Genomic DNA, 22701 nt, shown 5'->3' with positions numbered 1-22701 from the left:
GTTCCTGTTCGCGGGACTGTAAAGCGCTTCGACAGGCGCAGCGCGAACGGATTTCAGAAGGCCGCTCGCCTGAAAATCAGCGACAGATTGTTCGCCGGCATGTCCACCATCCTGTCGAGGCGCAACCCTTGCGCCTGCGCTGCGGTCACGACATCCTCCACCCGGCGCAGGCCCCAGCGCTGGTCGCGGGCCTTGAGCGAGGCGTCGAACGCCAGGTTGCTGGGCGCAGTCTCCACATCATCGCGCATATAAGGTCCGTACAGATAGAGCGGCCCACCCGGCGGTAGAACCCGCCCTGCCCCCTGCATCAACCCCAACATCGCGTTCCATGGGCTGATATGCACCATGTTGATGCACAATATCGCATCGGCCCGATCGACCGGCCAGTCTCCCGCCGCGTCCAGCCGGATCGGTTCATGCAGATTGGAAAGGTCCGCCTCCGCCCGCCATGCCGCGATGGAGGCCAGCGCAGCCATATCGGGATCGCTTGGCTGCCAATCGAGCGCGGGCAGCGCGGCGGCGAAATGGATGATATGTTCGCCGCTACCGCTCGCCACCTCCAGCACCAGACCGGATGGCGGCAAGGCATCGCGCAGGATGGTCAGGATGGCGTCCCTGTTCCGCAGCGTCGCGGGGGCGTGGCGCTTCTGCGCCTCGCCGCCCGCTTCACCCGGAACCCAGGGCGTCATTCCGCCGCCTGCGCCAGCGTCGGCGCTTCCCATGTCAGCACGGGCTTTCGCGCCGCCAGCGTTTCGTCGAGGCGACGGCGCGGCGCATGATAGGGCGCACCCTTCAATGCCTCATCCCCTGCCTTGGCCCGCTGCGCCAGGCTGCGCAGCGCCATGATGAACTGGTCGAGGGCCGCCTTGCTTTCCGTCTCGGTCGGTTCGACCAGCATCGCGCCATGGACGACCAGCGGAAAATACATGGTCATCGGGTGGAACCCCTCGTCAATCAGCCCCTTGGCGATGTCGAGCGTGGTAAAGCCATCGGCCAGTCCCTTGTCGCTGAACAGCGCCTCATGCATGCAGGGGCCGCTGCCGCCGAACGGCGCGTCCAGCACGTCGTCCAGGCTACGCAGGATATAATTGGCGTTGAGGACCGCATCCTCCGCCACCTGCCGCAGGCCGTCCGCGCCGTGGCTCAGAATATAGGCCAGCGCGCGGGTGAACATCCCCATCTGGCCGTGGAAAGCGACCATCCGCCCGAACGTGCCGGCGTGATGATCCTCGGCCGATTCCTCCTCGATCAGGACGAAGCGATCGCCCTGCCTTTCGACGAAGGGCAGCGGCGCATAAGGGGCAAGCGCCTCCGACAGCACGACCGGGCCGGAACCGGGACCGCCCCCGCCATGGGGCGTGGAGAAGGTCTTGTGCAAATTGATGTGCATCGCATCGACGCCCAGGTCGCCGGGGCGGACCCGGCCGACGATGGCGTTGAAATTCGCGCCATCGCAATAGACGAACGCGCCAGCCGCATGAACCGCGTCGGAAATCGTCTTGAGATCCCGCTCGAACAGGCCGCACGTATTGGGGTTGGTGATCATCACCGCCGCGACGTCCGGTCCCAGCCGCGCGGTCAGCGCCGCCAGATCGACACGGCCCTCAGGGGTCGCCGGAATATCCTCGACCTTATAGCCACAAAAGGCTGCCGTCGCAGGGTTTGTGCCATGCGCGCTTTCGGGCACCAGCACGACGCTGCGCGCGTCACCCCGTGCCTCCAGCGCCGAACGGATCGCCAGCAGGCCGCACAATTCGCCATGCGCCCCGGCCTTGGGCGACATCGCTACCGCATGCATCCCCGTCAGCGTCACCAGCCATTCCGCCAGTTCATGGATCACCGCCAGCGCGCCCTGCACCGTCGATTGCGGAGCGAGCGGGTGAAGATCGGCAAAACCGGGCATCCGCGCGACCTTTTCGTTGAGGCGCGGATTATGCTTCATCGTGCAGCTGCCGAGCGGAAACAAGCCAAGATCGATCGCATAATTCTGGCGACTAAGGCGCGTATAATGCCGCACCGTTTCCTGTTCGGACAGGCCGGGCAAGCCGATCGCCCCGCGCTCCAGTCCGCCAAGGCGGGTGGCAAGCTTGGGCGCGGGCGCGAAATCGACGCCGGTGGTATCGGTCGATCCAATCTCGAAGATCAACGCTTCTTCCAGCATCAGCGCGCGGTTTCCCGTCGCCGTGGCCGGGGCCATATGCGCATCCTTGACGGTGACGGGCGCGGTGGGACGGCCTTCCTTGAGCATGGTCATGCGACAATCTCCTTGTTCGCGCCGTATTCCCGCGAAGGCGGGAACCCAGTCCTGCCCTTGCGGGTAGCTGAACGGCCGGACTGGGCTACCGCCTTCGCGGCAGCACTGAGGCTATGAACCGTCATGCCAGTTCCTCCTCCAGCGCCTGGGCCAGCGTTTCGATATCCTCCGCCGTCACCGTCTCGGTCACAGCGACGACCAACCCGTTGCCGACCGATGCGTGTTGCGGAAACAGACGGCCCAGCGACACGCCGGCCAGCACGCCCTTGTCGGCCAGGCTGCGCACCACTTCCCGCGCATCCTTCGTCAGGACCAGCGTGAATTCGTTGAAGAAGCTCTCATTGAGCAGCGTCACGCCCGGCACCTGCGCCAGACGATCCGCCGCCTGGCAGGCCAGCCCATGATTGAGCGCCGCCAGTTCACGCAACCCGCGCTCACCAAGCAGGGTCATGTGAATACTGAACGCCAGCGCGCAAAGCCCTGAATTGGTGCAGATATTCGACGTCGCCTTCTCGCGGCGGATATGCTGTTCGCGGGTGGAGAGCGTCAGCACGAAACCGCGCTTGCCCGCCGCGTCCACCGTCTCGCCACACAGGCGGCCCGGCATCTGGCGGACATATTTCTGCTTGCAGGCAAAGAGGCCGAGATACGGCCCGCCAAATTGCAGGCCGACGCCGATCGACTGGCCTTCGCCCACGACGATGTCCGCGCCCATCTCGCCGGGCGGGACCAGCGCGCCCAGCGCCACCGGCTCGGTCACCACCGCGACCAGCAGCGCACCGGCGGCATGGGCCGCGTCGGCCAGCGGGGTCAGGTCGGCAATGCGGCCCAAAATGTCGGGATATTGGACGACGACGCAGCTCGTCTCCTTGTCGATGCCGGCGATCAGCGCGTCGATATCGGGGTCGGCGCTCAGGGTCGGCGCGTCATGCACCAACTGGTCGCCGGTGAACTTCGCCATCGTATTGGCGACCGACACATAATGGGGATGCAGGCCCGACGACAAGATCGCCTTGCCCCGCTTGGTGATCCGCCGCGCCATGCCGATCGCTTCCCAGCAGGCGGTCGACCCGTCATACATGGATGCGTTCGCCACGTCGCAGCCCAGCAGGCGCGCCACCTGCGTCTGGAACTCGAACAATACCTGCAACGTCCCCTGCGCGATTTCCGGCTGATAGGGCGTGTAGGCGGTCAGAAACTCGCCGCGCTGGATCAGATGATCGACACTGGCCGGGACATGATGCTTGTACGCCCCCGCCCCCAGGAAAAAGGGCGCTTCCCCCGCCGACAGATTTTGCCGCGCCAGCTTGCTCATATGGCGTTCGACCGCCAGTTCGCTCGCATGATCGGGCAGACCCGCGATCTTGGTCGAAAGGCGGGCTTCAGCGGGCACGTCGACGAACAGATCGTCAATCGACGCCGCGCCGACGACGGACAGCATATCCGCGCGGTCAGTGTCGGTTAGGGGTAGGTAGCGCATCAATTTCTCCTTCTCCCCTTCTGGGGAGGGGCCGAGGGTGGGCGCTGTCCGCTCCACGCGGCGCGTGAGGCAAGCCCCCACCCCAACCCCTCCCCTGAAGAGGAGGGGCGATTAAATATCAAAGGCTGGCCACAAACTTCTTGTAGGCCGCTTCGGTCATCAGCCCTTCCAGCTCGGACGGGTCGGTCATGCGCAGCTTGAAGAACCAGCCATCTTCCTCCGCGTCGCTGTTGACCAACGCGGGTTCATCCTCCAGCGCGCCATTGGTTTCGATCACTTCACCCGAAATCGGCGCATAGACGTCCGACGCGGCCTTCACCGATTCGACCACGGCGGCATCGTCGCCCTTGTCGAACGTGGTGCCTTCGGCGGGCAGTTCGACGAACACGATGTCGCCCAACTGCTCCTGCGCATAGTCGGTAATGCCGACCGTGGCGATCTCGCCCTCGACATCGATCCATTCATGTTCGTCGGTGAAATAGCGGCTCATGGGTCTGTCTCCCCTATCGGACAAAAAATTCAGGCTTTGCGGCGATAATTGTGCGGTACGAACGGCATGGGCGCGACCGTTGCGCCGATGCGCTTGCCGCGCACTTCAATTTCCAGCGCGGTGCCGATGGCGCTATGGGGCAGGCTGACCCAACCCATCGCAATCGGCGCGCCCACGGTCGGGGCAAAACCGCCGGAGGTGACGTCGCCCACCTGCACATCGCCGACATAAATCTGTGCGCCCTCGCGCGCGGGCAGGCGGCCCTCGATGGTCAGGCCCACGCGCTTTGCGCCCGGCCCGTCCGCCAGTTCCTTCATCACCCGGCCATGGCCGATGAAACCGCCCTCCTCACGACGACGCTTTGGAATCGCAAAGCCCAGATCAGCGCCGATCGTGCTGACCGCAGGGGTCAGGTCATGGCCATAGAGCGGCAACCCCGCCTCCAACCGCAAGGAATCGCGCGCGCCAAGGCCGATTGGTTTCACCTGCGGCAGGGCACACAAGGCGTCGGCAAAGGCGTTCGCCGCATCGGCGGGCAGGCTGATCTCGAACCCGTCCTCGCCGGTATAGCCCGACCTGCTGATCCACAGCGGCACCCCGTTCCAGTCGAACGCGCCGCACTGCATGAAAGTCAGTTCGGCAGTCCCCGGCACCAGCACCGCCATCGCCTCGCCCGCTTCCGGCCCCTGCAAAGCCAGCAGCGCCTGATCGGCCATATGGTTCATGGTCACGGCATCGGGCAAATGCTCAATCATCCAGCCAATATCGTCATATTTGGTCGCGCCGTTCACGACCATGTAGATCGCCGCGTCATCGAACGCCCCATCGCCAAGGCGCGATACCATCAGGTCATCCAATATGCCGCCATCGCGATCCAGCAACATCGAATAGCGCTGGCGAAAGGGCTTCAATCCCTTGATATCGCTGGGCAGCAATAGCTCCAGCGCTTCGTCCACGCCCTCACCCGAAAAGGTCAGTTGCCCCATATGGCTGACGTCGAACAGGCCTGCATGTTCGCGGGTCCAGCCATGTTCGGCCATGATGCCATCATATTGGATCGGCATGTGATAACCGGCAAACCCCACCATCCGCGCGCCGCGCGCGCGATGCCAGGCGTCGAGCGGCAAGGCCTCCAGCGGCAGGCTTTCTTCCAGCGTGGCGATATTGTCCGTGGCGGTCATGAAACGACCTTTCCGTAAGAGGGCACAGCGACGATCGACCCGGCCAACGGACCGCCTTTTCGTCACCCCCTCTGTCACGGGAACCTGAGAGCTTTGACCGTCCTTTGCGGGACGGCTTACCCCTTCGGTGGGACAGGTTCCCCCATCCGCTTTCCAGAGCGTCTGCGCGTGATGCGGTCCTTTGGCCTGAGAGATTCCGGGGCGGTTGCTCCTTCGGCGACGGGCTTGGCCTGAAAGGCCGCCCATACTCTCCCGCATCATGCCCGGCGCCGAATCCTCAGCGCCGACGACATGATTTGCATTGCGTCAAACGCACCGGCGCGTCAATCCGCCACCGCCCCGAATATCTCGGCATGGCGCTTTTCGGCGTAACGGTCGGTCATGCCCGCGATGAAATCGGCGATGTGGCGGCTGCGATCGGGTTCGCCGGTCACGCACTCATCGCGCCATTCGCCCGGCATCAGCGCGGGATCGGCCTGATAGGCGGCGAACAGGTCGGTGACGATCACCCGCGCCCGGTCGGCAGCGGCCAATTGTTCGGGATGATGATACAGGCTGGCATACATGAAACGCTTGAGACCACGCTCTTGCGCCGCCAGTTCGGGCGAGAAGGCAACCAGCGTACGGCCCAGCGCACGCACATCCTCCACCGTCCGCACCCCCGATTCTGCGATATTGGCGCGGGTCGCGGCGATCAGGTCGTTGGCCATCACGCCAATCTGTTCGCGCACCAGTTCGCGCAGCAGCCTGTCCTGCGCGACATCGGGATAGCGGGTCCGCACCCGGTCCCAACAGCGCGCCACGAACGGAACCTCCAGCAACTGCTCCAGCACCAGCAGCCCCGCGCGCAGCCCATCGTCAATGTCGTGATTGTCATAGGCGATATCGTCGGAAATCGCCGCGAGTTGCGCCTCCAGCGAGGCATGGCTGGTCAGGTCGAGCGGGAATAAAGCGTCGAGTTCGCGCATCGCCCAGCCGGGATTGCGGATCGGCCCATTATGCTTGGCCAGCCCCTCCAGCATTTCCCAGCTCAGATTGAGTCCCCGGAACCGCGGATAGGGACTTTCCAGCAGCATCAGCGTGCGCAGCGTATGGGCGTTATGATCAAAGCCACCATGCGCCTCCATCGCCGCCTCCAGCGCATCCTCGCCAGCATGGCCAAAGGGCGGATGGCCAATGTCGTGGGCCAGGCACAGAGCCTCGGTCAGATCCTCGTTCAGCCCCAGCGTCCGCGCGGTGGTGCGCCCGATCTGCGCAACCTCCAGACTGTGGGTCAGGCGGACGCGGAAATGATCCCCGTCTGGCGACACAAATACCTGCGTCTTGTGGCGCAGGCGACGAAATGCGATCGAATGGATGATGCGATCCCGATCCCGCTGGAACATGTCGCGCGGGCCGCGCACCTCGCCCCCCTCTTCGGGGTGGAGGCGGCCACGGCTGGCGGCGGGATGGCAGGCATAGGAAGCAAGGGTCGTCATGGGACGCCCCTCTACTCGCCGCTCAGCCTTTCGACCACCTCTCCGGCATCACTTTGCCAGGCAAAAACATCTGCACCCTCGCCCTTCAGCTTGGTTTCGAGCGTCCTGGCGCGGGTGAAGCTGGCGAATGGACCGACGACCAGACGATTGGTCCGGCCCCAACTGGCGGTCCAGGCGCTTTGCGGGGCCAGCTCGTCATATTTCTTGCGCAGCGCCTTCAGCGTGAATGCCAGCGCGCTCTTGTTCGCGCCGGTCGCGATCTGAAGCCAGTTGCGTGACGGATTGTCGGCCAGCCGCTTCTTTTCCTCCGCCTCCTTCTTCGCCTTCGCATCGGCTTCCGCCTTGGCCTTGGCTGCGGCGGCTTTCTTCACCTTTTCGGCAGCCGCCAGACGCTCGGCGCGGCGCGCGGCCTGCATTTTCTCGATCTCGGCCAGATCGACGGCCGCGACGGTGGGCCGCCGTTCCGCTTCCGGCACATCGATGGCGCGGATGATGTCGGCCAGCGTGCGGGTCGCCTGCGGATCGGGCTGAGGCGGCGGCGCGGGCGGCGTGGGCTGGACAACAGGCGAAGCAGCGGGCGTCGATGCCGGTGCGGAAGCCTGGGCCAGCGCGGTGGCATTATTCGGTACCGTGGTTGCAGGCTGGCTGGCGACAGGTGCCGCGGTCCGCGGCGTGTCGAGCGATTCAAGACCGGGCGCTGGCGGCCCCTGTACCTGCGGCGTGGCGGCGGCAAGCTGCCTTGGCGGAGCAGACTGGGTCGGGGCCGGTGCGCCGGGCGTCTGCTGGACCATCTGCACCTGCGCCGGTGCGGGTGTGGGCGCCGGTGTCGGTTGGACGGTTTGCGGCGCAGGCTGCTGCGGGGTGGGCGCTGCACTCGGTGTCGGCGCTGGAGTCGGGGTGGGCGTCGGTGCCGGCGTCGGTTGAACCGTCGCCGTTCGCGGCGTTTCGGCCCGCGCCAGCCGCGTTGCTTCGCGGCGCTGGCGCTGTTGTTCGGCGCGACGCGTGCGGCGATCCTGCGCCGGGCTGGTCGGGGCGGCCGCCACAGCGACTGGCGGTGGTGCCTTGGTTGCAACCGGCTGGCTGTAGCCGGGAGCCGGAGGCGTCGGCACGATCGCGGCGATGGTGGTGCCGACCTGCGCCGGGAAATGCCCGAAATGAATCGCAGCAGCCTTCTGCGCTGGGGTCAGATAGGGCATTTTGCGCAGATAGGGCATCATCGCGGCGGCGAGCTGCGGCGGCATAGTCTGCTCGGCTATCTTCTGCGCTTCAGCCTGCCGGTTGTTCATCGCCAAAATGAATACGCGCGATCGCCATGCCGCGCGATCGCTCTTGTAGAATAGCGGCTGCATGACCTTGTCCGACGCATCGATCTGCCCGGCTATCCCCAATGACGATGCATAGCGGCGAATCAGTTCCGCGTCGTCGGGCGTGCGTTGCAGCGCCGCCTGATAATCGCGCTGCGCCCCGGCCTGATCCCCGGTCATGTCGCGCGCCAGCCCGCGATCGGCCAGGATCGTCGCGTCGGGATAGCCCAGCCGCGCCGCCTGATCGAACAGGCGCAGCGCTTCGCCCGGATTTTGCAGCTTCAACATCACCCGCCCCAGCCCGGCCTTGATCCGGCCATTACCGCTGGCGATCGCATCGGCACGGGCAAAAAAGCCGGTGGCGGCGCGCGGGTCGTCCAACGCCAGCGCCGCCTCCCCCGCGCCGATCAGCGCCGCCACATCGCGCGGATTGGTGGACAGACGGGCAAGGTAGCTGTTGAGGTCGGCCGCGTCTGGCGGACGGACCAGTTGCGATTGGTCAACCTGCGCGAATGCGCCGCCCGGAAGCATCAGCGCGGCAATTATCCAGGGAAGAGAGCGTTTCACACCCGTGCCTTAACCGATGCCGCCATGAATGGGAAATGACCGCCAACGAAAAAGCGCGCCCGGTTGCCTTGTGGGACCGACGGCGCGCTTCTGGTGGAGCAGATGCCCCGGCAAGCGGATCGCTTACTGGTTGTTCTGGCGATTGAGGAAGCGCGGAATGTCCATCCCCGGCGCGCCTTCGTCGGCGGCAGGCGACTTTTCCGTACCGCGGGTCAGGCCGGCCATCCGCTCGAACAGGGTGCCGCCCGATGCGACACGCGGCGCTGGCTCTGCTGGCGGAGGCGGTGCCGCACTTTCCGCGCCGAGCACCAGTTCATCCTCTGCCGGGTCGTCGTCCGAAAAGACAGCGACCGGGCGCGGCGCAGCGAACGGCGCGGGCGCGGCGGCTGCCACCGGCGCGGGGGCCGGCGCTTCGGGGACGTCCAGTTCCAGCGTTTCCGGTTCAGGTGCTGGCGCGGGAGCTGCCTGTGGCGCGGGCGCGGGTGCAGCGGCCTTGGGTGCTGCCGACTGGGGCACCGACACCGCAGGGCGGCTGGCGAAGCTGAAAGGCTGGGTCAGCGGCGCGGCATGATTGCCAACATCATTGTCGATGCCCGTGGCGACAACCGACACGCGAATCTTGCCATTCAGATTGTCGTTGAACGCGCTGCCCCAGATGATGTTTGCGTCCGGGTCCACCAGTTCGCGAATATGGTTGGCGGCTTCGTCCACTTCCATCAGGCGCATATCCTCGCCCCCGACGATCGAGACGATGACGCCCTTTGCCCCGCGCATCGACACGCCATCGAGCAGCGGGTTGGCGATCGCCTTCTCCGCCGCCTGAAGCGCACGACCGTCGCCTTCGGCTTCGCCGGTGCCCATCATCGCCTTGCCCATTTCGCCCATCACAGAGCGGACGTCGGCGAAATCCAGGTTGATGAGGCCGGGCATGACCATCAGGTCGGTGATGCCGCGCACGCCCTGTTGCAACACTTCGTCCGCCATCTGGAACGCTTCCTTGAAGGTCGTGTTCGGATTGGCGATCAGGAACAGATTCTGGTTGGGAATGACGATCAGCGTATCGACATGCTTTTGCAGCTCGTCGATGCCCGATTCCGCCGACTTCATGCGGCGATTGCCTTCGAACGTGAACGGCTTGGTCACGACGCCAACGGTCAGGATGCCACGCTCGCGCGCCGCCTTGGCGATGACGGGGGCCGCCCCGGTGCCGGTGCCGCCGCCCATCCCGGCGGCGATGAAGCACATATGCGCGCCCTCCAGCGCCTGCTCGACCGACACGATCGTTTCTTCCGCAGCCGCCTTGCCGATTTCGGGACGCGATCCTGCGCCCAGACCCTCGGTGATTTGCGGGCCAAGCTGGATGCGGCGTTCGGCTGGCGAGGCGTTGAGCGCCTGCGCATCCGTATTCGCCACGATGAAGTCCACGCCCTCGACATGGGCTGCAATCATGTTCGCGATGGCATTGCCGCCCGCGCCGCCGACACCGATCACCGCGATACGCGGCTTCAGTTCATCCACATGCGGAGGGCTGATCTCAATGCTCATATATTCTGCTCCCTCAGCTTCCTCGTCAGGAAGCAACAACCGACATCAAATGTTAACACCAGAAACTGGAGTATTTCACCAGTTAATTTCGTCTTACTGTAAATTCGTTCAATAGTTGGTCTTTATCGCCCGCATCATCCGCTGCCACCACAAGGGTGCGCCCAGACGATGCACGGTTTGCGGCGCGGGCGCCATCGTGCGGAGATCAACCGGGTTGGAAGCGCCGTAAAGCGCCAGTCCCGCCAGCGTCGCGAAGGCCGGGCCACTATGCGCTTCGGGCATGGCGGACAAGCCCCTTGGCCGACCGATCCGCACCGCGCGGCCCAGCGCGCCCTGCGCATAGTCGGCAATGCCCTTCATTTCCGCGCCGCCCCCGGTCAGCACCACCTGCCGCCCGGTGGGGGAATTGAATCCCATGCCCGCCAGCGCGGCGTTCACTTCGGACATCAACTGATTGAGCCGTTCGCAGATAACGCCGACCAGCGCCGCGCGCGTAATCTTGCCCCCTTCCGCATTGGGACCGGCGCTTTGCCCCGGCAGGGCGACATCGCCATGAGGGGTTGCGATCTCGATCATCTCGCGGAAATCGCGGCGGTTCTGCATCGCCGAACCATAGAAGCATTTGATCCGCTCCGCCTGGCTGCGGCGAATGCCAAAGGCCGATGCAATATCGTCGGTAATGTCGGATGCCCCGATGGGAATGGAATGCAGGCCCACCAGCATTCCCCCGGCATAGAGCGACACATTGGTCACCCCTGCCCCCAATTCCACCAGCGCTACGCCCAGATCGCGTTCTTCTTCGGACAGGCAAGCGAGGCCCGTCGCGATCGGCGATGCGACGATGGAATTGACGTTCAGATAGGCGCCACGCACGCACAGGTCCAGATTGGCAAGCGGCGCGCCGTCGGCCAGCACGACATGAATATCCACGCCCAGCAGGTCCGCATGCATCCCGGCGGGTTTCTTGACCGGCACCTTGCCATTGATGGTGAAGCAGGTGGGTTGCGCGTGCAGCACCACGCGACCATCCGGGTCGATGCCCTGTTGCCCGGTCGTCAGCAAATCGTCGATATCGGCCTGCTCGATGCGATAGCCGCCCATGTCGCGCTCTACCGTCACGACGTCGCTGACCAGGCTGCCGCCCGAAAAGCTGACCCACACATCCTCGATATTGGTGCCAGCAACCCGCTCGGCCTGCTCGATCGTTTCACGCACCGCCAGTTCGGTGCGCTCCATGTCGGCGATGAAGCCGCGCCGCACGCCCCGGCTTTCGCGCTGGCCCGTGCCCAAAATCGCCAGTTCACCTGTGTCGGTTCGCCCCGCGATCAGCGCAGACACTTTCCACGATCCGATGTCGATCGCGGTGATCAGCTTTTCGACCTTGGGCTGCGCCATGGGGCTTAGCCTTCCTCGCCCAACGGCGCGGCGCTGGCCGCGGTGTCGGCCGCATCGACCGGCCGTTCCTCGACCTTGCCCTGCGGCAGCCGCAGGACGAACCGGTCAGGATCGCGCATGTCGAATTTCACGATACCCCGGCCCAATAGCCGGTTGACCCCGTCCATCCGTGCGAAGTTGACCAGAGCGGCTGCGGAAACCTTGTCCCCTTCGGGCAAGGACAGTGTCTCGCCCGACTGGAAGCGCAAATCCCAGCGGCGATTGCCGACCCAGGTGGCACCCGCCAGCATCGGCTTGAGCGCCGGGGCATTTTCCATCAGCCGATTAAGCCCCGCCGTCTGGCGGTTGGCGTTGGGGCCGACAACCAGCGGCAGGTCCGGCATGGCGCTGGCCGACACGGGTTGCAGCACCACGCCCGCCACGTCGATCAGGTGCAATTGCCCGCCATGCTGCCACACCGCCACCGGATCGCGTTCGACAATGTCGACCACCAGCGTATCGGGCAGACGGCGGGAAATGCGCGCATCCTTGACCCAGCCCAGTTTCAGCATGTCGGCGCGGACCTTGGGCAGATCGAGCGAGAGCATCGATCGATCCACCTGTCCCAGCGCGATATTATAGACCGGCAGTTCGTCCATCCGCTCGACGCCGCGCACCTCGACCTTGTCGACCTCGAAACCGGCGCGCGCCGCGATCAGCGCGGCCTGTTGCTGCACCATGGCGGGCAGGCCGAAGAAAATCGCAAACCCGATCAGGATCGCGGCGAAAATGCCCACGATCGTCCAGCTGGCCATGCGTTGCAGCGTGGCTTCGCTGACCGGCAGCGCCTCGATCAGTCGATCGAGTGAGGACTGGCGCTTGAGCGTCCGGCCGCGACCGCCCTTGGTCGCCCTGCCCTTCGCGCTGCTCAGTCGCGCCGTGCCCCCGCGCCTGATCCGTGCTTCAGCCATGTTTCGCTCCCGCCCTGTCCGGCATCCGGGCACCTGCCAGTGCTTCCTCGACAATAGTCTCTACCAGCGTGGCATAGTCAATGCCCAGCTTCGCCGCCTGTTCGGGAACCAGGCTCAGCGGCGTCATGCCCGGCTGGGTATTGACCTCCAGCAGGAACAGCCCCTCGACGCCGCGTTCATCGTCCCAGCGGAAATCGGACCGCGATGCGCCCTTGCACCCCAGCAACTGGTGCGACCGCAACGCCAGCGCCTTGCACGCCTGCGTAATCTCGTCGGGAATGTCGGCGGGGCAGACATGCTCTGTCATGCCATCGGTATATTTGGCATCGAAATCATAAAAGCCGCTCTTGGGCCGCAACTCCGTCACCAGCAGCGCTTCGTCGCCCAGTACGGCGGTGGTCAGTTCACGCCCGCGAATATAGGGTTCGGCCAGCAATTCGGGGAAATCCTGCCATGGCCCCACACTGTCTCGCGCGATGGGGTTGCCATAATTGCCCTCCGCCGTGACGATGGCGACGCCGACAGAACTGCCTTCATTGACAGGCTTCAATACATAGGGACGCGGCAGCGGATCGCCCTCGAACAGGCTCTCGCTCTGCACGATATGGCCGCCGGGCATGGGAATGCCGTGCGGTACCAGCGCCTGTTTGGTCAATTGCTTGTCGATCGCGATGACAGAAGTGGCAAGGCCCGAATGGGTGTAGGTCAGCCCCATCAGGTCCATCATCCCCTGCACGGTGCCATCCTCACCCGGCACGCCATGCAGCGCGTTGAACACGACGTCGGCTTTTGTTTCCGCCAACCGCGCCGCGACATCACGGTCCATGTCGATCCGCGTGACTCGATGCCCACGCGATTCCAGCGCCTTGGCTACACCCTCCCCGCTCATGAGGGAAACAGGCCGCTCCGCCGACCAGCCGCCCATCAGGACGGCGACATGCCAAGGGCCACGCATTAAAATCCTCCCCTGCAAGGGGAGGGGGACCGTTCGCGAAGCGAATGGTGGAGGGGTGTCGCCCTCTCGATAGCGCGACACCCCTCCGTCAGCACTTCGTGCTGCCACCTCCCCTTGCAGGGGAGGATGAAATCAATCCCACTCACTTCACCAACCCCACCCGCTGTATTTCCCATTCCAGCTCCACGCCGCTCTTGTCCTTTACCCGCCGCCGCACTTCTTCGCCCAGCGCTTCGATGTCGGTGCTGGTCGCCTCGCCCAGGTTGAGCAGGAAATTGGTGTGCTTCTCGCTCACCTGCGCGCCGCCCAGTTGCAGCCCGCGACAGCCCGCTTCGTCGACCAAAGCCCAGGCCTTGTGCCCGTCCGGGTTCTTGAAGGTCGATCCGCCGGTCTTGCTGCGCAGCGGCTGGCTTTCCTCGCGCGCGGTGGCGATGCGGTCCATTTCTGCCTGGATCGCGGCGGGTTCGCCCGGTTCGCCCCGGAACGTCGCGCTGACCACGATCGCACCGTCGGTCAGGTTCGAATGGCGATAGGTGTAATGAAGATCGCGGTTGAGCAACGTCACCTGCTCGCCCGACCGCAGCACCACCTGGCATTCCACCAATATATCGCGGGTCTCACGCCCGTAGGCGCCGCCATTCATCCGCACGAAACCGCCGACCGTGCCGGGGATCGAGCGGAGAAATTCAAGCCCCGCAATGCCCGCATCCCGCGCGGTCGATGACACCAATATCCCCGACGCGCCGCCGCCACAGGTGAGCGTCACCGCGTCCAGTCGCTCGACTTTTGCAAACGGCTTGCCCAGCCGCACCACCACGCCCGGCACCCCGCCATCGCGGACGATAAGGTTGGAGCCGAGGCCGAGCGCCATGACCGGCACATCGGGGTCCAGCATCGCCAGGAAATCCGACAGGTCGTCGGCATCTTTCGGCTCGAACAGCCATTGCGCCGCGCCGCCCGCCTTGAACCAGACGAGCGGGGCCAGCGGCGCATCCGCCTTCAAACTGCCGCGCACGGGCGGAAGGGCAATCGTCGCTGTCAACCGCGCATGCCCCACAACTTCATCCAGCTTTTCATCGCCGTCAGCCCCGCCTCGCCCGCCTGATTGGCGGCCATGCCTGCCTTGGCATTTTCCTGCGCCGCCTGCACCATGTCGCGCGCGGCCTCCACGCCCTGCATCTGCACGTCGATCATGCGCTTCTGCATTTCCAGTCCAACCGCGAACAGTTCGAACATCAGGCCGACTCCTTGACCTTGGCGGAAACGGCAGCGGCCAGCCCCGCCGCCCATTTGGTGATGTCGCCAGCACCCAGGCAGATGACCATATCGTCCGCCTGAATGTCGGCGGCCAGCGCCGTCGCCAGCGCATCGGCGTCCGCGATCGTGGAAGCATTGCGATGCCCCCGCCGCTTCAGCCCCGCGACCAGCGCCGCGCTGTCCACACCCTCGATCGGCTGTTCGCCAGCGGTGTAGACGGGCGCGGCATAGACGATGTCGGCATCGTTGAACGCCTGCTGGAAATCATCCATCAGGTCGCGCAGCCGGGTGAAGCGATGCGGCTGGACGACGGCGATGACCCGTCCCTGCGCGCCTTCGCGGGCGGCAGCCAGCACGGCTTTGATCTCGACCGGGTGATGGCCATAATCGTCGATCACGGTGGCAACGCCGCCATCGACGGCGATCTCGCCGACCTTGGTAAAGCGCCGCTTCACCCCACCGAACTTGGCGAAACCCGTCTGGATCGTCGCATCGTCGATCCCCATGTGCAGCGCCACGCCGATCGCCGCCATGGCGTTCAGCACATTGTGGCGACCGGGCATCGGCATCTCGATCCCCTCGATCTTGCGCGTCGACCCGTCCCGCTCGCGGATCTGCACGTCGAAGCGGTTGCCGCCGGGGAAGCTCACCACATTGTCGCCGCGAATATCCGCCTGCGCGGAAAAGCCATAGGTGACGATCCGCCGGTCCTGCACGCGCGGCAAAATCGCCTGCACTTCGGGATGGTCGAGACACAGCAACGCCGCGCCATAGAAAGGCACATTGCCGACGAACTCGACAAACGCATCCTTCACCCGGTCGAAACTGCCATAATGGTCCAGATGTTCGGGATCGATATTGGTGACGACCGCGATCGTGCCGTCGAGCCGCAGGAAACTGCCGTCGCTCTCGTCGGCCTCCACCACCATCCAGTCGCTATTGCCCAGCCGCGCATTGGAGCCATAGCTGTTGATGATGCCGCCATTGATGACGGTCGGGTCCACCCCGCCCGCGTCCAGCAAAGCCGCGACCATCGACGTCGTCGTGGTCTTGCCATGCGTCCCCGCCACGGCAACGGTGGATTTGAGCCGCATCAGTTCGGCCAGCATCTCCGCGCGGCGGATCACCGGCACGCGCGTTTCCAGCGCCAGTTCGACCTCCGGGTTGCCGCGCTTGATCGCGGTGGACGTCACCACCACGGCGGCATCGCCCAGATTTTCCGCCTTGTGGCCGATCATCACGCGAATGCCCTTGGCCCGCAGCCCTTCGACCACATAGCCTTCGGCCACGTCGCTGCCCTGCACATCATAGCCCAGATTGTGCATCACCTCGGCAATGCCCGACATACCGATGCCGCCAATGCCGATGAAATGGATCGTGCCGATGTCCGTGCCGACACCCTTCATGAGCGAGATTCCTTGTAATTCATTATAATAGATCCTCCCCTGCAAGGGGAGGTGGCTGGCCGAAGGTCAGACGGAGGGGTATCACCCTCTCGATGGGACAACACCCCTCCACCATTCGCTTCGCGAACGGTCCCCCTCCCCTTGCAGGGGAGGATGCAGTGCGGACAGCCAGCCTCAAGCAGGAACCCCCGCCAGGTTGAGCGACGTCGGCGTCGGCCCGACCCGCACCGCATCATTGACGATCGGCGCATGGCCGATGCTTTCCAGCAGGTCCGCCATGTCCCGCGCCGCATTGGGACGGCCACAACCGCGCGCGCGCTTCGCCGCATTTTGCAGCGCGCCCGGCTCCATCGCCATCTTCTGCATCTGCTTGGCCAGTTCCACCGCGGTAAAGCGCGCCTGCGGAATGGTGCGCGCACCACCCGCCTCGGTCATTTCACGGGCATTGGCGGTCTGGTGATCATCCATCGCGCTTGGCAACGGCACCAGTATCGCAGGCCGCCCGGCGCAGGTCAGTTCCGCCAGCGTCGACGCGCCCGCGCGCGCGATCACCAGATGCGACCAGCCCAATTTCTCCGGCACATCATTGAAATAGGTGGCAAGGTCGGCGGGGATTTCCATCTCCGCATAGGTTTTGCGAACCCGCTCAATATCCTCGGCCCGGCATTGCTGCGTCACCTGCAAGCGGCGGCGCAGCGCGACCGGCAGCATCGACAGCCCTTCCGGCACGACGCTCGACAGGATCGACGCGCCCTGGCTGCCGCCGATCACCAGCACCCGGAACACGCTCTCTTCCGTCAGCGCCGGGAAATCCTCCTCGCGCAACTGCTTCACTTCCTCGCGCACCGGATTGCCGATCAAATGCACCTTGGCGGCATATTTTTCCTTCAGCCGCTCGACCCCCGGATAGGCGGTCGCAATCGCATCGACGCGGCCCGCCACCAGCCGGTTGACGCGACCGAGCACCGCATTCTGTTCATGCACGGCGGTCGGCACGCCATCGGCCAGCGCGGCGAGCAGAGCCGGCATCGCCGGATAGCCGCCAAAGCCGACGACGGCGGTGGGGCGGAATGTCTCATTGAGCCGCCGCGCCATCGCCCGGCCCGCCAGTATCGCCTTCAATGCGCCCGGCCAGCTTTTGGGATTCTTGGTCATGCGCCCGGCAGGCAACACATGAACCTGCGCCTTGTCGAAGATGCCGGGGATCTTCGCCCCCCGCTCATCGGTGACCAGCGCGACATGATGGCCGCGCGCCATCAATTCCTCGGCCACGGCATGCGCTGGAATCATATGACCGCCCGTCCCGCCGGCAGCGAGGACGAAGTGACGGGAAATGCTCATCGACCACTCCATTTGACGACCGTATGCCGACCCATGAAGGGGTTGCGTCGCGTGAAGGCGAGCAACAGGCCGACGCCGATGCAAAGCGCCAGCATAGAGGAGCCGCCATAGCTGATAAAGGGCAGCGTCATCCCCTTTGACGGAAATATCTGCGCATTGACGCCCATATTGATGATCGCCTGCAATCCAAACTGCGTCGTCAGCCCGGCCGCGGCCAAAATGGTGAAACTATCCTCTTCATCCAGCAGGCGCAGCAGCACCCGCACGACGACGGCCAGATAGACCAGAGCGATGGCGATACAGGCCAACAGGCCGAACTCTTCCCCGATCACCGAAAAGATATAGTCGGTATGCGCTTCGGGCAGGCGGAACTTGTGCTGCCCGCCGCCCGGTCCCACGCCGGTAAAGCCGCCATGAGTGATGGTGCGGAAGGCCAGGTCCGTCTGATCCGGCCCGGCGCTATGATCGACGCCGATCCCCAGAAAGTCATTGATCCGCTGGCGGCCATTTTCATAGAACATATAAACCGCGACCAGCCCAGCCAGCCCCATGCCGCCCAGCGCCGCTATCCATCGCATCGGCAGGCCCGACAGCAGCAGCAGGCAGCCCCAGCAAGCCAGGAAAATGACGGTCTGGCCAAAATCGGGCTGACGCATCAGGATCGCCGCGATCAGCAACGTCATCGCGCCGGTCAGCGGGATCACCGGCAAAGTCGCATCCTTGCCGCGTAGCGACAGCAGCCAGGCCAGCGTCACGACATAGACGGGCTTCAGAAACTCCGACGGCTGAAAGCGAAATCCGGGCAGGTCGATCCAGCGCTTCGCCCCGTTCACCGTACTGCCCAGCAACGGCACGAACAACAGCATGACAAAGAAAAAGACGCACAGAAAGGTCGCCAGCCGCCGCGCCTGCGGTCGGGGCAGCATGGATATGACCAGCATGATCGGCAGGCCGATACCGACCCACACAAGCTGGCGGTACAGATAGTTGAGCGGGTTGACCGCAACCTGCGCAGTCGACCGGTCGATCGCCGCCACCGGCGATGCCGCCGCGACCGCCACCAGACCGATCGCCATCAGCGCGACGATCAGCGACAGAAGGACGCGGTCGATTTCCCAGAACCATATGGCGAGCGCGGTGCGTTCGCGCGGCACGGTGCGGGTGCGAAACCCCTTCACCAGTTCGCCTGCTCTAGACATGTGCCCCGTCCCTTCCCTGTTCGGCCCGTGCCATCACCCTATTCCAGCGCCCCGACCGCCGCGACAAAAGCATCGCCGCGCGCCTCGAAATCGCGAAACTGGTCGAAACTGGCGCAGGCGGGCGACAGCAGCACCACGTCGCCGGGCTGCGCGATCCGCGCGGCGCGGCGCACCGCGGCGCTTAGCATCTCGCTATCGTCCACCGCCATAGAGCCGCGCAGCAGGTCAGCGAACATATGCCCCGCCTCACCGATGGTATAGGCATGGGCGACATTGCCGAAATGCGGCACGCACTCGTCCAGATTATCCGACTTGGCTACCCCGCCCAAAATCCAGTGGATGCGCGGCCGTCCATCAACCGGCGGCCATGCGGCGAGCGCGGGCGCAGTCGAAGCCGCATTGGTCGCCTTGCTGTCATTGACGTAGAGAACGCCGTTGCGCGTGCCGACCGCCTGCATCCGGTGGGGGAGGCTGGCGTAGCTGACGAGCGCATTGGCGATGGTCGCCTCATCAATGCCCAGCGCTTTGGCCACAGCAATTGCGACAGCGGCGTTTTGCGCATTATGCGGGCCTTGCAGGGCGGGCCACGTCAGTTGGGCGACGGGATCAATGTCGCTCGACCCAACCTCTTTCACGTCATCCCCGCGCAGGCGGGGATCCATTTCTCCAACCTCGCCTTGGCCCATAATATCGGGAGATGGGTTCCCGCTTTCGCGGGAATGACGGAGGTTTTGAGCAATCGCCCGGCTCGGTTCATCCTCCGTCGCGATCACCGCGACATGATCCGCCGACTGCATCGCAAACAGCCGCGCCTTGCTCGCCACATAGCCCTCAAACCCGTCATAGCGATCAAGGTGATCGGGCGTGATATTGAGCAGCACCGCCACATCGCAGTCCAGGCTATGCGTCAGGTCGATCTGGTAACTCGACAGTTCCAGCACATAGACGCCCGGCCCCTTCAGGTTCGGCTCCAGCGGCGGCTGGCCCAGGATCGGCAGGCCGATATTGCCACCCATCACCGTCGGATAACCGGCCTGCTCGATGATATGGTGGATCAGCGCCGTGGTGGTCGACTTGCCGTTGGTGCCAGTGATGCCGACCACCTTGTGCGGCGGTAGGGTCGGGCGGGCCAGCGCGAACAGTTCGATGTCACCGATGATCGGCACGCCAGCCAGCTTCGCGCGCATGGTAATGGGATGGCGATTGAGCGGCACGCCCGGCGACACGACGATGCCGTCAAAGCCGCTAAGGTCGATCTCCATCGGATCGCCCAGTTCCGCCTTGCCCGCGACCGCAGCGCGCGCTTCCTCGCGCCCGTCCCACGCCACGACCCGCGCGCCGCTGGCCGACAGGCAATTGACGGTGGCAAGGCCAGACCGCGCCAGCCCCAGCACCGCATAGGTCTTGCCCGCAAAGGCGTCCGAAACGATCATCGCAGCTTCAACGTCGCAAGGCCGGCCAGCGCCAGAATGAAGGCGATGATCCAGAAACGGATCACCACCGTCGGCTCGGCCCAGCCCAGTTGCTCGAAATGATGGTGGATCGGCGCCATCTTGAACACCCGCTTGCCGGTGCGCTTGTAGAAGAACACCTGGATGATGACGCTCATCGCTTCCACCACGAACAGCCCGCCAATGATGCCCAGCACGATTTCATGATGCGCAGTCACCGCGATCACGCCGATCGTCCCGCCCAGCGCAAGGCTGCCGGTATCGCCCATGAATACAGCCGCTGGCGGCGCGTTGAACCACAGAAAGGCCAGCCCCGCGCCAATGATCGCCCCGCAAAGGATCGTCAGATTGCCCGCGCCCGGCACATGCGGGATGCCCAGATATTCGGCAAAATCCGCGCGCCCCACCAGATAGACGATCAGCATGAAGGCCAGGCAGGCGATGATCACCGGCATGGTCGCGAGGCCGTCCAGACCGTCGGTCAGGTTCACTGCATTGCCGAACGCCACGATCACGAAGGCTGCAAACAGGAAATAGAACGGCCCCAGTTCGATCGCCGGGCCATTGTAGAAAGGTACGTAAAGCGCGGTATTGCCGTGCTGCGACACGATCAGCCAGGCGGCAAAGCCAGCGATCAGAAATTCGAACAACAACCGCGCCTTGCCCGACAGCCCCTTGTGGCTGGCCTTGGTCACCTTGTCATAATCGTCCAGAAAACCGATCGCGCCGAAACCCAACGTCACGAACAGGCAGGCCCAGACATAGATGGAACTCAGGTCCATCCACAACAGGACCGACGCCACCATGGAGGTCAGGATCATCAGCCCGCCCATCGTCGGCGTGCCGCGCTTGGCCAGATGGGTCTGCGGCCCGTCGGTACGGATCGGCTGCCCCTTGCCCTGCCGCACGCGCAGCCAGCCAATGAATTTGGGGCCGATCAGCAGGCCGATGAACAGCGCGGTAAAGATCGCCGCGCCCGCGCGGAAACTCAGGTAACGGATCAGGTTGAACCCACCCGCAAAATCCATGGTCTGGGCAAGCCAGTAGAGCATTAGTTGGTCTCTCCGTCGCGGGCGGGTTCGCCAAGCGCCGCGACAAGGCGGGACAGCCCGATGCCGTTGGAGCCTTTGACGAGGACAGCATCGCCCGCGCGTATCTCGGTGGTCAAAAGGGTGGTGGCGCTGGCCGTGTCGGGAACGTGCACATAGGCGATGCTGCCGTCCAGCACATCGGCCAGCGGCGCCATTTCCGCGCCGACCAGGATGGCATAGTCGACATGCCCCGCCTCCAGCGGCCCGGCCAGATCGGCGTGCAACTCAGCGCTGCGCGCGCCCAGTTCGCGCATCCCGCCCAGCACGGCAATGCGCCGGTCGGCCTGCTCGCGCCCCAATTGCTTGAGCGTTGCGGCCATGGACAGCGGGTTGGCGTTATAGCTTTCGTCGATCAGCAGCGCCTCTCCGCCCGCGACCGGCACTATGCGCCGCTCGCCGCGCCCCGGCAGGCCCGGCATTTCCGCGAGCGCCAGCCCGGCCGCCGCCAGATCGCCGCCCACAGCCGACACCGCCGCCAACACCGCCAGCGCATTGGACACCCAATGATCGCCCGGCGCTGCAACGGTAAAGCAGAGTTCCGCGTCCGGCAGCTTCGCCGTCACCAGCGTCCCGCCGCCCGGCGCCGCCACGGCCTCGCGCGCATGAACGTCCGCGTCGGCGCTCATGCCGAAGGTCAGGATATTGGCGGCGTGCCGCTCCGCCCTGTTGTAGAGCAGCGCCACATGCGGACTGTCATAGGGGATGATCGCGGTGCCGCCCGGTTCCAATCCTTCGAAAATCTCCGCCTTGGCCTCGGCAATCTTCGCCTCGGTGCCGAAATATTCGATATGCGCGGGCGCAATGGCGGTGACGATCGCGACATGGGGGCGCACCTGCCGGGTCAGCGCCGCCAGTTCGCCCGCATGGTTCATCCCCATTTCGAACACGCCAAAGGCGGTATCGCGCGGCATCCGCGCCAGGCTCAGCGGCACGCCGACATGATTATTATAGCTTTTGACGGAGCGATGCACCTGCCCCGGATGGGCGCGGTCCAGCGCCTGAAACAGCGCTTCCTTCGTGCCGGTCTTGCCGACCGAGCCGGTCACGCCGATCACCTTGCCGCCCATCCGCTTGCGCGATGCCCGGCCCAATGCTTGGAGCGCTGCGGCACTGTCCTTCACCAATATGTGCGGATGATCGACCGCTTCGCTGACGATCGCCCCTGCCGCACCTTGGGCAAAGGCCTTGCCGATGAATTTGTGCCCGTCGGTCGCCTCGCCCTTCATCGCGACGAACAAATCACCGCCGCTCACTTCGCGGCTGTCGAACGCGACGCCTGAAACGGCAAACGGCGCCGACACGGCGCCGCCCGTTGCCTCGGCGATCTCGGCAGAGGTCCACAGGTCCGCCATCAAAC

The 22701-nt window shown here is 64.9% G+C and carries 19 protein-coding genes and 1 riboswitch; all 19 genes read right to left on the bottom strand.

The annotated features are described in order from the left end of the window. Positions 1-53 precede the first annotated feature (53 nt). Positions 54-689: a DUF938 domain-containing protein gene (locus tag CJD35_RS10515; RefSeq protein ID WP_095687022.1), complete on the bottom strand. Its 636-nt coding sequence runs from the start codon at positions 687-689 to the stop codon at positions 54-56. Beyond that, on the bottom strand, positions 686-2254 hold the full coding sequence (gene gcvPB, locus CJD35_RS10510) for an aminomethyl-transferring glycine dehydrogenase subunit GcvPB (RefSeq protein WP_017184139.1): 1569 nt from the start codon (positions 2252-2254) through the stop codon (positions 686-688). Before gcvPB ends, CJD35_RS10515 begins: the two co-directional genes overlap by 4 nt. A gap of 121 nt (positions 2255-2375) precedes the next feature. After that, positions 2376-3734 carry an aminomethyl-transferring glycine dehydrogenase subunit GcvPA gene (gcvPA, locus tag CJD35_RS10505; RefSeq protein WP_026002576.1) on the bottom strand — a complete coding sequence of 453 codons (1359 nt, stop codon included), beginning with the start codon at positions 3732-3734 and terminating at the stop codon, positions 2376-2378. Positions 3735-3852: 118 nt separating this feature from the next. Further along, on the bottom strand, positions 3853-4224 hold the full coding sequence (gene gcvH, locus CJD35_RS10500; RefSeq protein ID WP_017184137.1) for a glycine cleavage system protein GcvH: 372 nt from the start codon (positions 4222-4224) through the stop codon (positions 3853-3855). Positions 4225-4253: 29 nt separating this feature from the next. After that, positions 4254-5405: a glycine cleavage system aminomethyltransferase GcvT gene (gcvT, locus tag CJD35_RS10495; protein ID WP_017184136.1), complete on the bottom strand. Its 1152-nt coding sequence runs from the start codon at positions 5403-5405 to the stop codon at positions 4254-4256. Between the two features lie 164 nt (positions 5406-5569). After that, a riboswitch (glycine riboswitch) is annotated at positions 5570-5670 on the bottom strand. Positions 5671-5728: 58 nt separating this feature from the next. Continuing rightward, the gene (locus CJD35_RS10490) at positions 5729-6883 is read right to left on the bottom strand and encodes a deoxyguanosinetriphosphate triphosphohydrolase (RefSeq protein WP_017184135.1); all 1155 of its coding nucleotides are present in this window, start codon (positions 6881-6883) and stop codon (positions 5729-5731) included. Between the two features lie 11 nt (positions 6884-6894). Further along, a complete protein-coding gene (locus CJD35_RS10485) occupies positions 6895-8718 on the bottom strand; it encodes an SPOR domain-containing protein (RefSeq protein WP_017184134.1) in 1824 nt (607 codons plus the stop codon). Positions 8719-8877: 159 nt separating this feature from the next. Further along, positions 8878-10299 carry a cell division protein FtsZ gene (ftsZ, locus tag CJD35_RS10480; protein WP_017184133.1) on the bottom strand — a complete coding sequence of 474 codons (1422 nt, stop codon included), beginning with the start codon at positions 10297-10299 and terminating at the stop codon, positions 8878-8880. Positions 10300-10407: 108 nt separating this feature from the next. Further along, positions 10408-11694, bottom strand: coding sequence for a cell division protein FtsA (ftsA, locus tag CJD35_RS10475; RefSeq protein ID WP_017184132.1), 1287 nt, complete (start codon positions 11692-11694; stop codon positions 10408-10410). Between the two features lie 5 nt (positions 11695-11699). Beyond that, complete coding sequence (locus tag CJD35_RS10470) at positions 11700-12644, bottom strand: cell division protein FtsQ/DivIB (protein WP_017184131.1); 945 nt, start codon at positions 12642-12644, stop codon at positions 11700-11702. Beyond that, positions 12637-13599 (bottom strand): D-alanine--D-alanine ligase, encoded by a 963-nt coding sequence (locus CJD35_RS10465; RefSeq protein WP_037515017.1) that lies wholly within the window; start codon positions 13597-13599, stop codon positions 12637-12639. Before CJD35_RS10465 ends, CJD35_RS10470 begins: the two co-directional genes overlap by 8 nt. Positions 13600-13741: 142 nt before the next feature. Beyond that, entirely contained in the window at positions 13742-14656 is a 915-nt protein-coding gene (gene murB / locus CJD35_RS10460) for a UDP-N-acetylmuramate dehydrogenase (RefSeq protein ID WP_017184129.1), read from the bottom strand. Beyond that, positions 14638-14835 (bottom strand): hypothetical protein, encoded by a 198-nt coding sequence (locus CJD35_RS10455; RefSeq protein ID WP_017184128.1) that lies wholly within the window; start codon positions 14833-14835, stop codon positions 14638-14640. Before CJD35_RS10455 ends, murB begins: the two co-directional genes overlap by 19 nt. After that, positions 14835-16262, bottom strand: a complete 1428-nt coding sequence (gene murC / locus CJD35_RS10450) for a UDP-N-acetylmuramate--L-alanine ligase (protein WP_017184127.1) — start codon at positions 16260-16262, stop codon at positions 14835-14837. The genes CJD35_RS10455 and murC overlap by 1 nt, the downstream gene beginning before the upstream one ends. Positions 16263-16436: 174 nt before the next feature. After that, entirely contained in the window at positions 16437-17603 is a 1167-nt protein-coding gene (murG, locus tag CJD35_RS10445; RefSeq protein WP_017184126.1) for an undecaprenyldiphospho-muramoylpentapeptide beta-N-acetylglucosaminyltransferase, read from the bottom strand. Next, complete coding sequence (ftsW, locus tag CJD35_RS10440; protein WP_026002573.1) at positions 17600-18802, bottom strand: putative lipid II flippase FtsW; 1203 nt, start codon at positions 18800-18802, stop codon at positions 17600-17602. Before ftsW ends, murG begins: the two co-directional genes overlap by 4 nt. Positions 18803-18840: 38 nt before the next feature. Further along, positions 18841-20235 (bottom strand): UDP-N-acetylmuramoyl-L-alanine--D-glutamate ligase, encoded by a 1395-nt coding sequence (gene murD, locus CJD35_RS10435; protein WP_017184124.1) that lies wholly within the window; start codon positions 20233-20235, stop codon positions 18841-18843. Then, positions 20232-21305, bottom strand: coding sequence for a phospho-N-acetylmuramoyl-pentapeptide-transferase (mraY, locus tag CJD35_RS10430; RefSeq protein ID WP_017184123.1), 1074 nt, complete (start codon positions 21303-21305; stop codon positions 20232-20234). The genes murD and mraY overlap by 4 nt, the downstream gene beginning before the upstream one ends. Next, on the bottom strand, positions 21305-22696 hold the full coding sequence (locus CJD35_RS10425) for a UDP-N-acetylmuramoyl-tripeptide--D-alanyl-D-alanine ligase (protein WP_026002572.1): 1392 nt from the start codon (positions 22694-22696) through the stop codon (positions 21305-21307). Before CJD35_RS10425 ends, mraY begins: the two co-directional genes overlap by 1 nt. Positions 22697-22701 lie beyond the last annotated feature (5 nt).

The organism is Sphingobium xenophagum (assembly GCF_002288285.1).
Classification (GTDB): domain Bacteria; phylum Pseudomonadota; class Alphaproteobacteria; order Sphingomonadales; family Sphingomonadaceae; genus Sphingobium; species Sphingobium xenophagum.
This window is presented reverse-complemented; position numbering and strand designations above follow the sequence as displayed.

Excerpts from the sequence above, each read along its gene's own strand:
- gcvT (WP_017184136.1), bottom strand. The coding sequence starts at position 5,405 with ATGACCGCCACGGACAATATCGCCACGCTGGAAGAAAGCCTGCCGCTG.
- gcvPB (WP_017184139.1), bottom strand. The coding sequence starts at position 2,254 with ATGACCATGCTCAAGGAAGGCCGTCCCACCGCGCCCGTCACCGTCAAG.
- murC (WP_017184127.1), bottom strand. The coding sequence starts at position 16,262 with ATGAAGGGTGTCGGCACGGACATCGGCACGATCCATTTCATCGGCATT.
- mraY (WP_017184123.1), bottom strand. The coding sequence starts at position 21,305 with ATGCTCTACTGGCTTGCCCAGACCATGGATTTTGCGGGTGGGTTCAAC.
- CJD35_RS10425 (WP_026002572.1), bottom strand. The coding sequence starts at position 22,696 with ATGGCGGACCTGTGGACCTCTGCCGAGATCGCCGAGGCAACGGGCGGC.
- CJD35_RS10485 (WP_017184134.1), bottom strand. The coding sequence starts at position 8,718 with ATGCTTCCGGGCGGCGCATTCGCGCAGGTTGACCAATCGCAACTGGTC.
- CJD35_RS10470 (WP_017184131.1), bottom strand. The coding sequence starts at position 12,644 with ATGGCTGAAGCACGGATCAGGCGCGGGGGCACGGCGCGACTGAGCAGC.
- gcvPA (WP_026002576.1), bottom strand. The coding sequence starts at position 3,734 with ATGCGCTACCTACCCCTAACCGACACTGACCGCGCGGATATGCTGTCC.
- ftsA (WP_017184132.1), bottom strand. The coding sequence starts at position 11,694 with ATGGCGCAGCCCAAGGTCGAAAAGCTGATCACCGCGATCGACATCGGA.
- CJD35_RS10515 (WP_095687022.1), bottom strand. The coding sequence starts at position 689 with ATGACGCCCTGGGTTCCGGGTGAAGCGGGCGGCGAGGCGCAGAAGCGC.
- CJD35_RS10465 (WP_037515017.1), bottom strand. The coding sequence starts at position 13,599 with ATGCGTGGCCCTTGGCATGTCGCCGTCCTGATGGGCGGCTGGTCGGCG.
- murG (WP_017184126.1), bottom strand. The coding sequence starts at position 17,603 with ATGAGCATTTCCCGTCACTTCGTCCTCGCTGCCGGCGGGACGGGCGGT.
- murD (WP_017184124.1), bottom strand. The coding sequence starts at position 20,235 with ATGATCGTTTCGGACGCCTTTGCGGGCAAGACCTATGCGGTGCTGGGG.
- CJD35_RS10455 (WP_017184128.1), bottom strand. The coding sequence starts at position 14,835 with ATGTTCGAACTGTTCGCGGTTGGACTGGAAATGCAGAAGCGCATGATC.
- ftsZ (WP_017184133.1), bottom strand. The coding sequence starts at position 10,299 with ATGAGCATTGAGATCAGCCCTCCGCATGTGGATGAACTGAAGCCGCGT.
- ftsW (WP_026002573.1), bottom strand. The coding sequence starts at position 18,802 with ATGTCTAGAGCAGGCGAACTGGTGAAGGGGTTTCGCACCCGCACCGTG.
- gcvH (WP_017184137.1), bottom strand. The coding sequence starts at position 4,224 with ATGAGCCGCTATTTCACCGACGAACATGAATGGATCGATGTCGAGGGC.
- CJD35_RS10490 (WP_017184135.1), bottom strand. The coding sequence starts at position 6,883 with ATGACGACCCTTGCTTCCTATGCCTGCCATCCCGCCGCCAGCCGTGGC.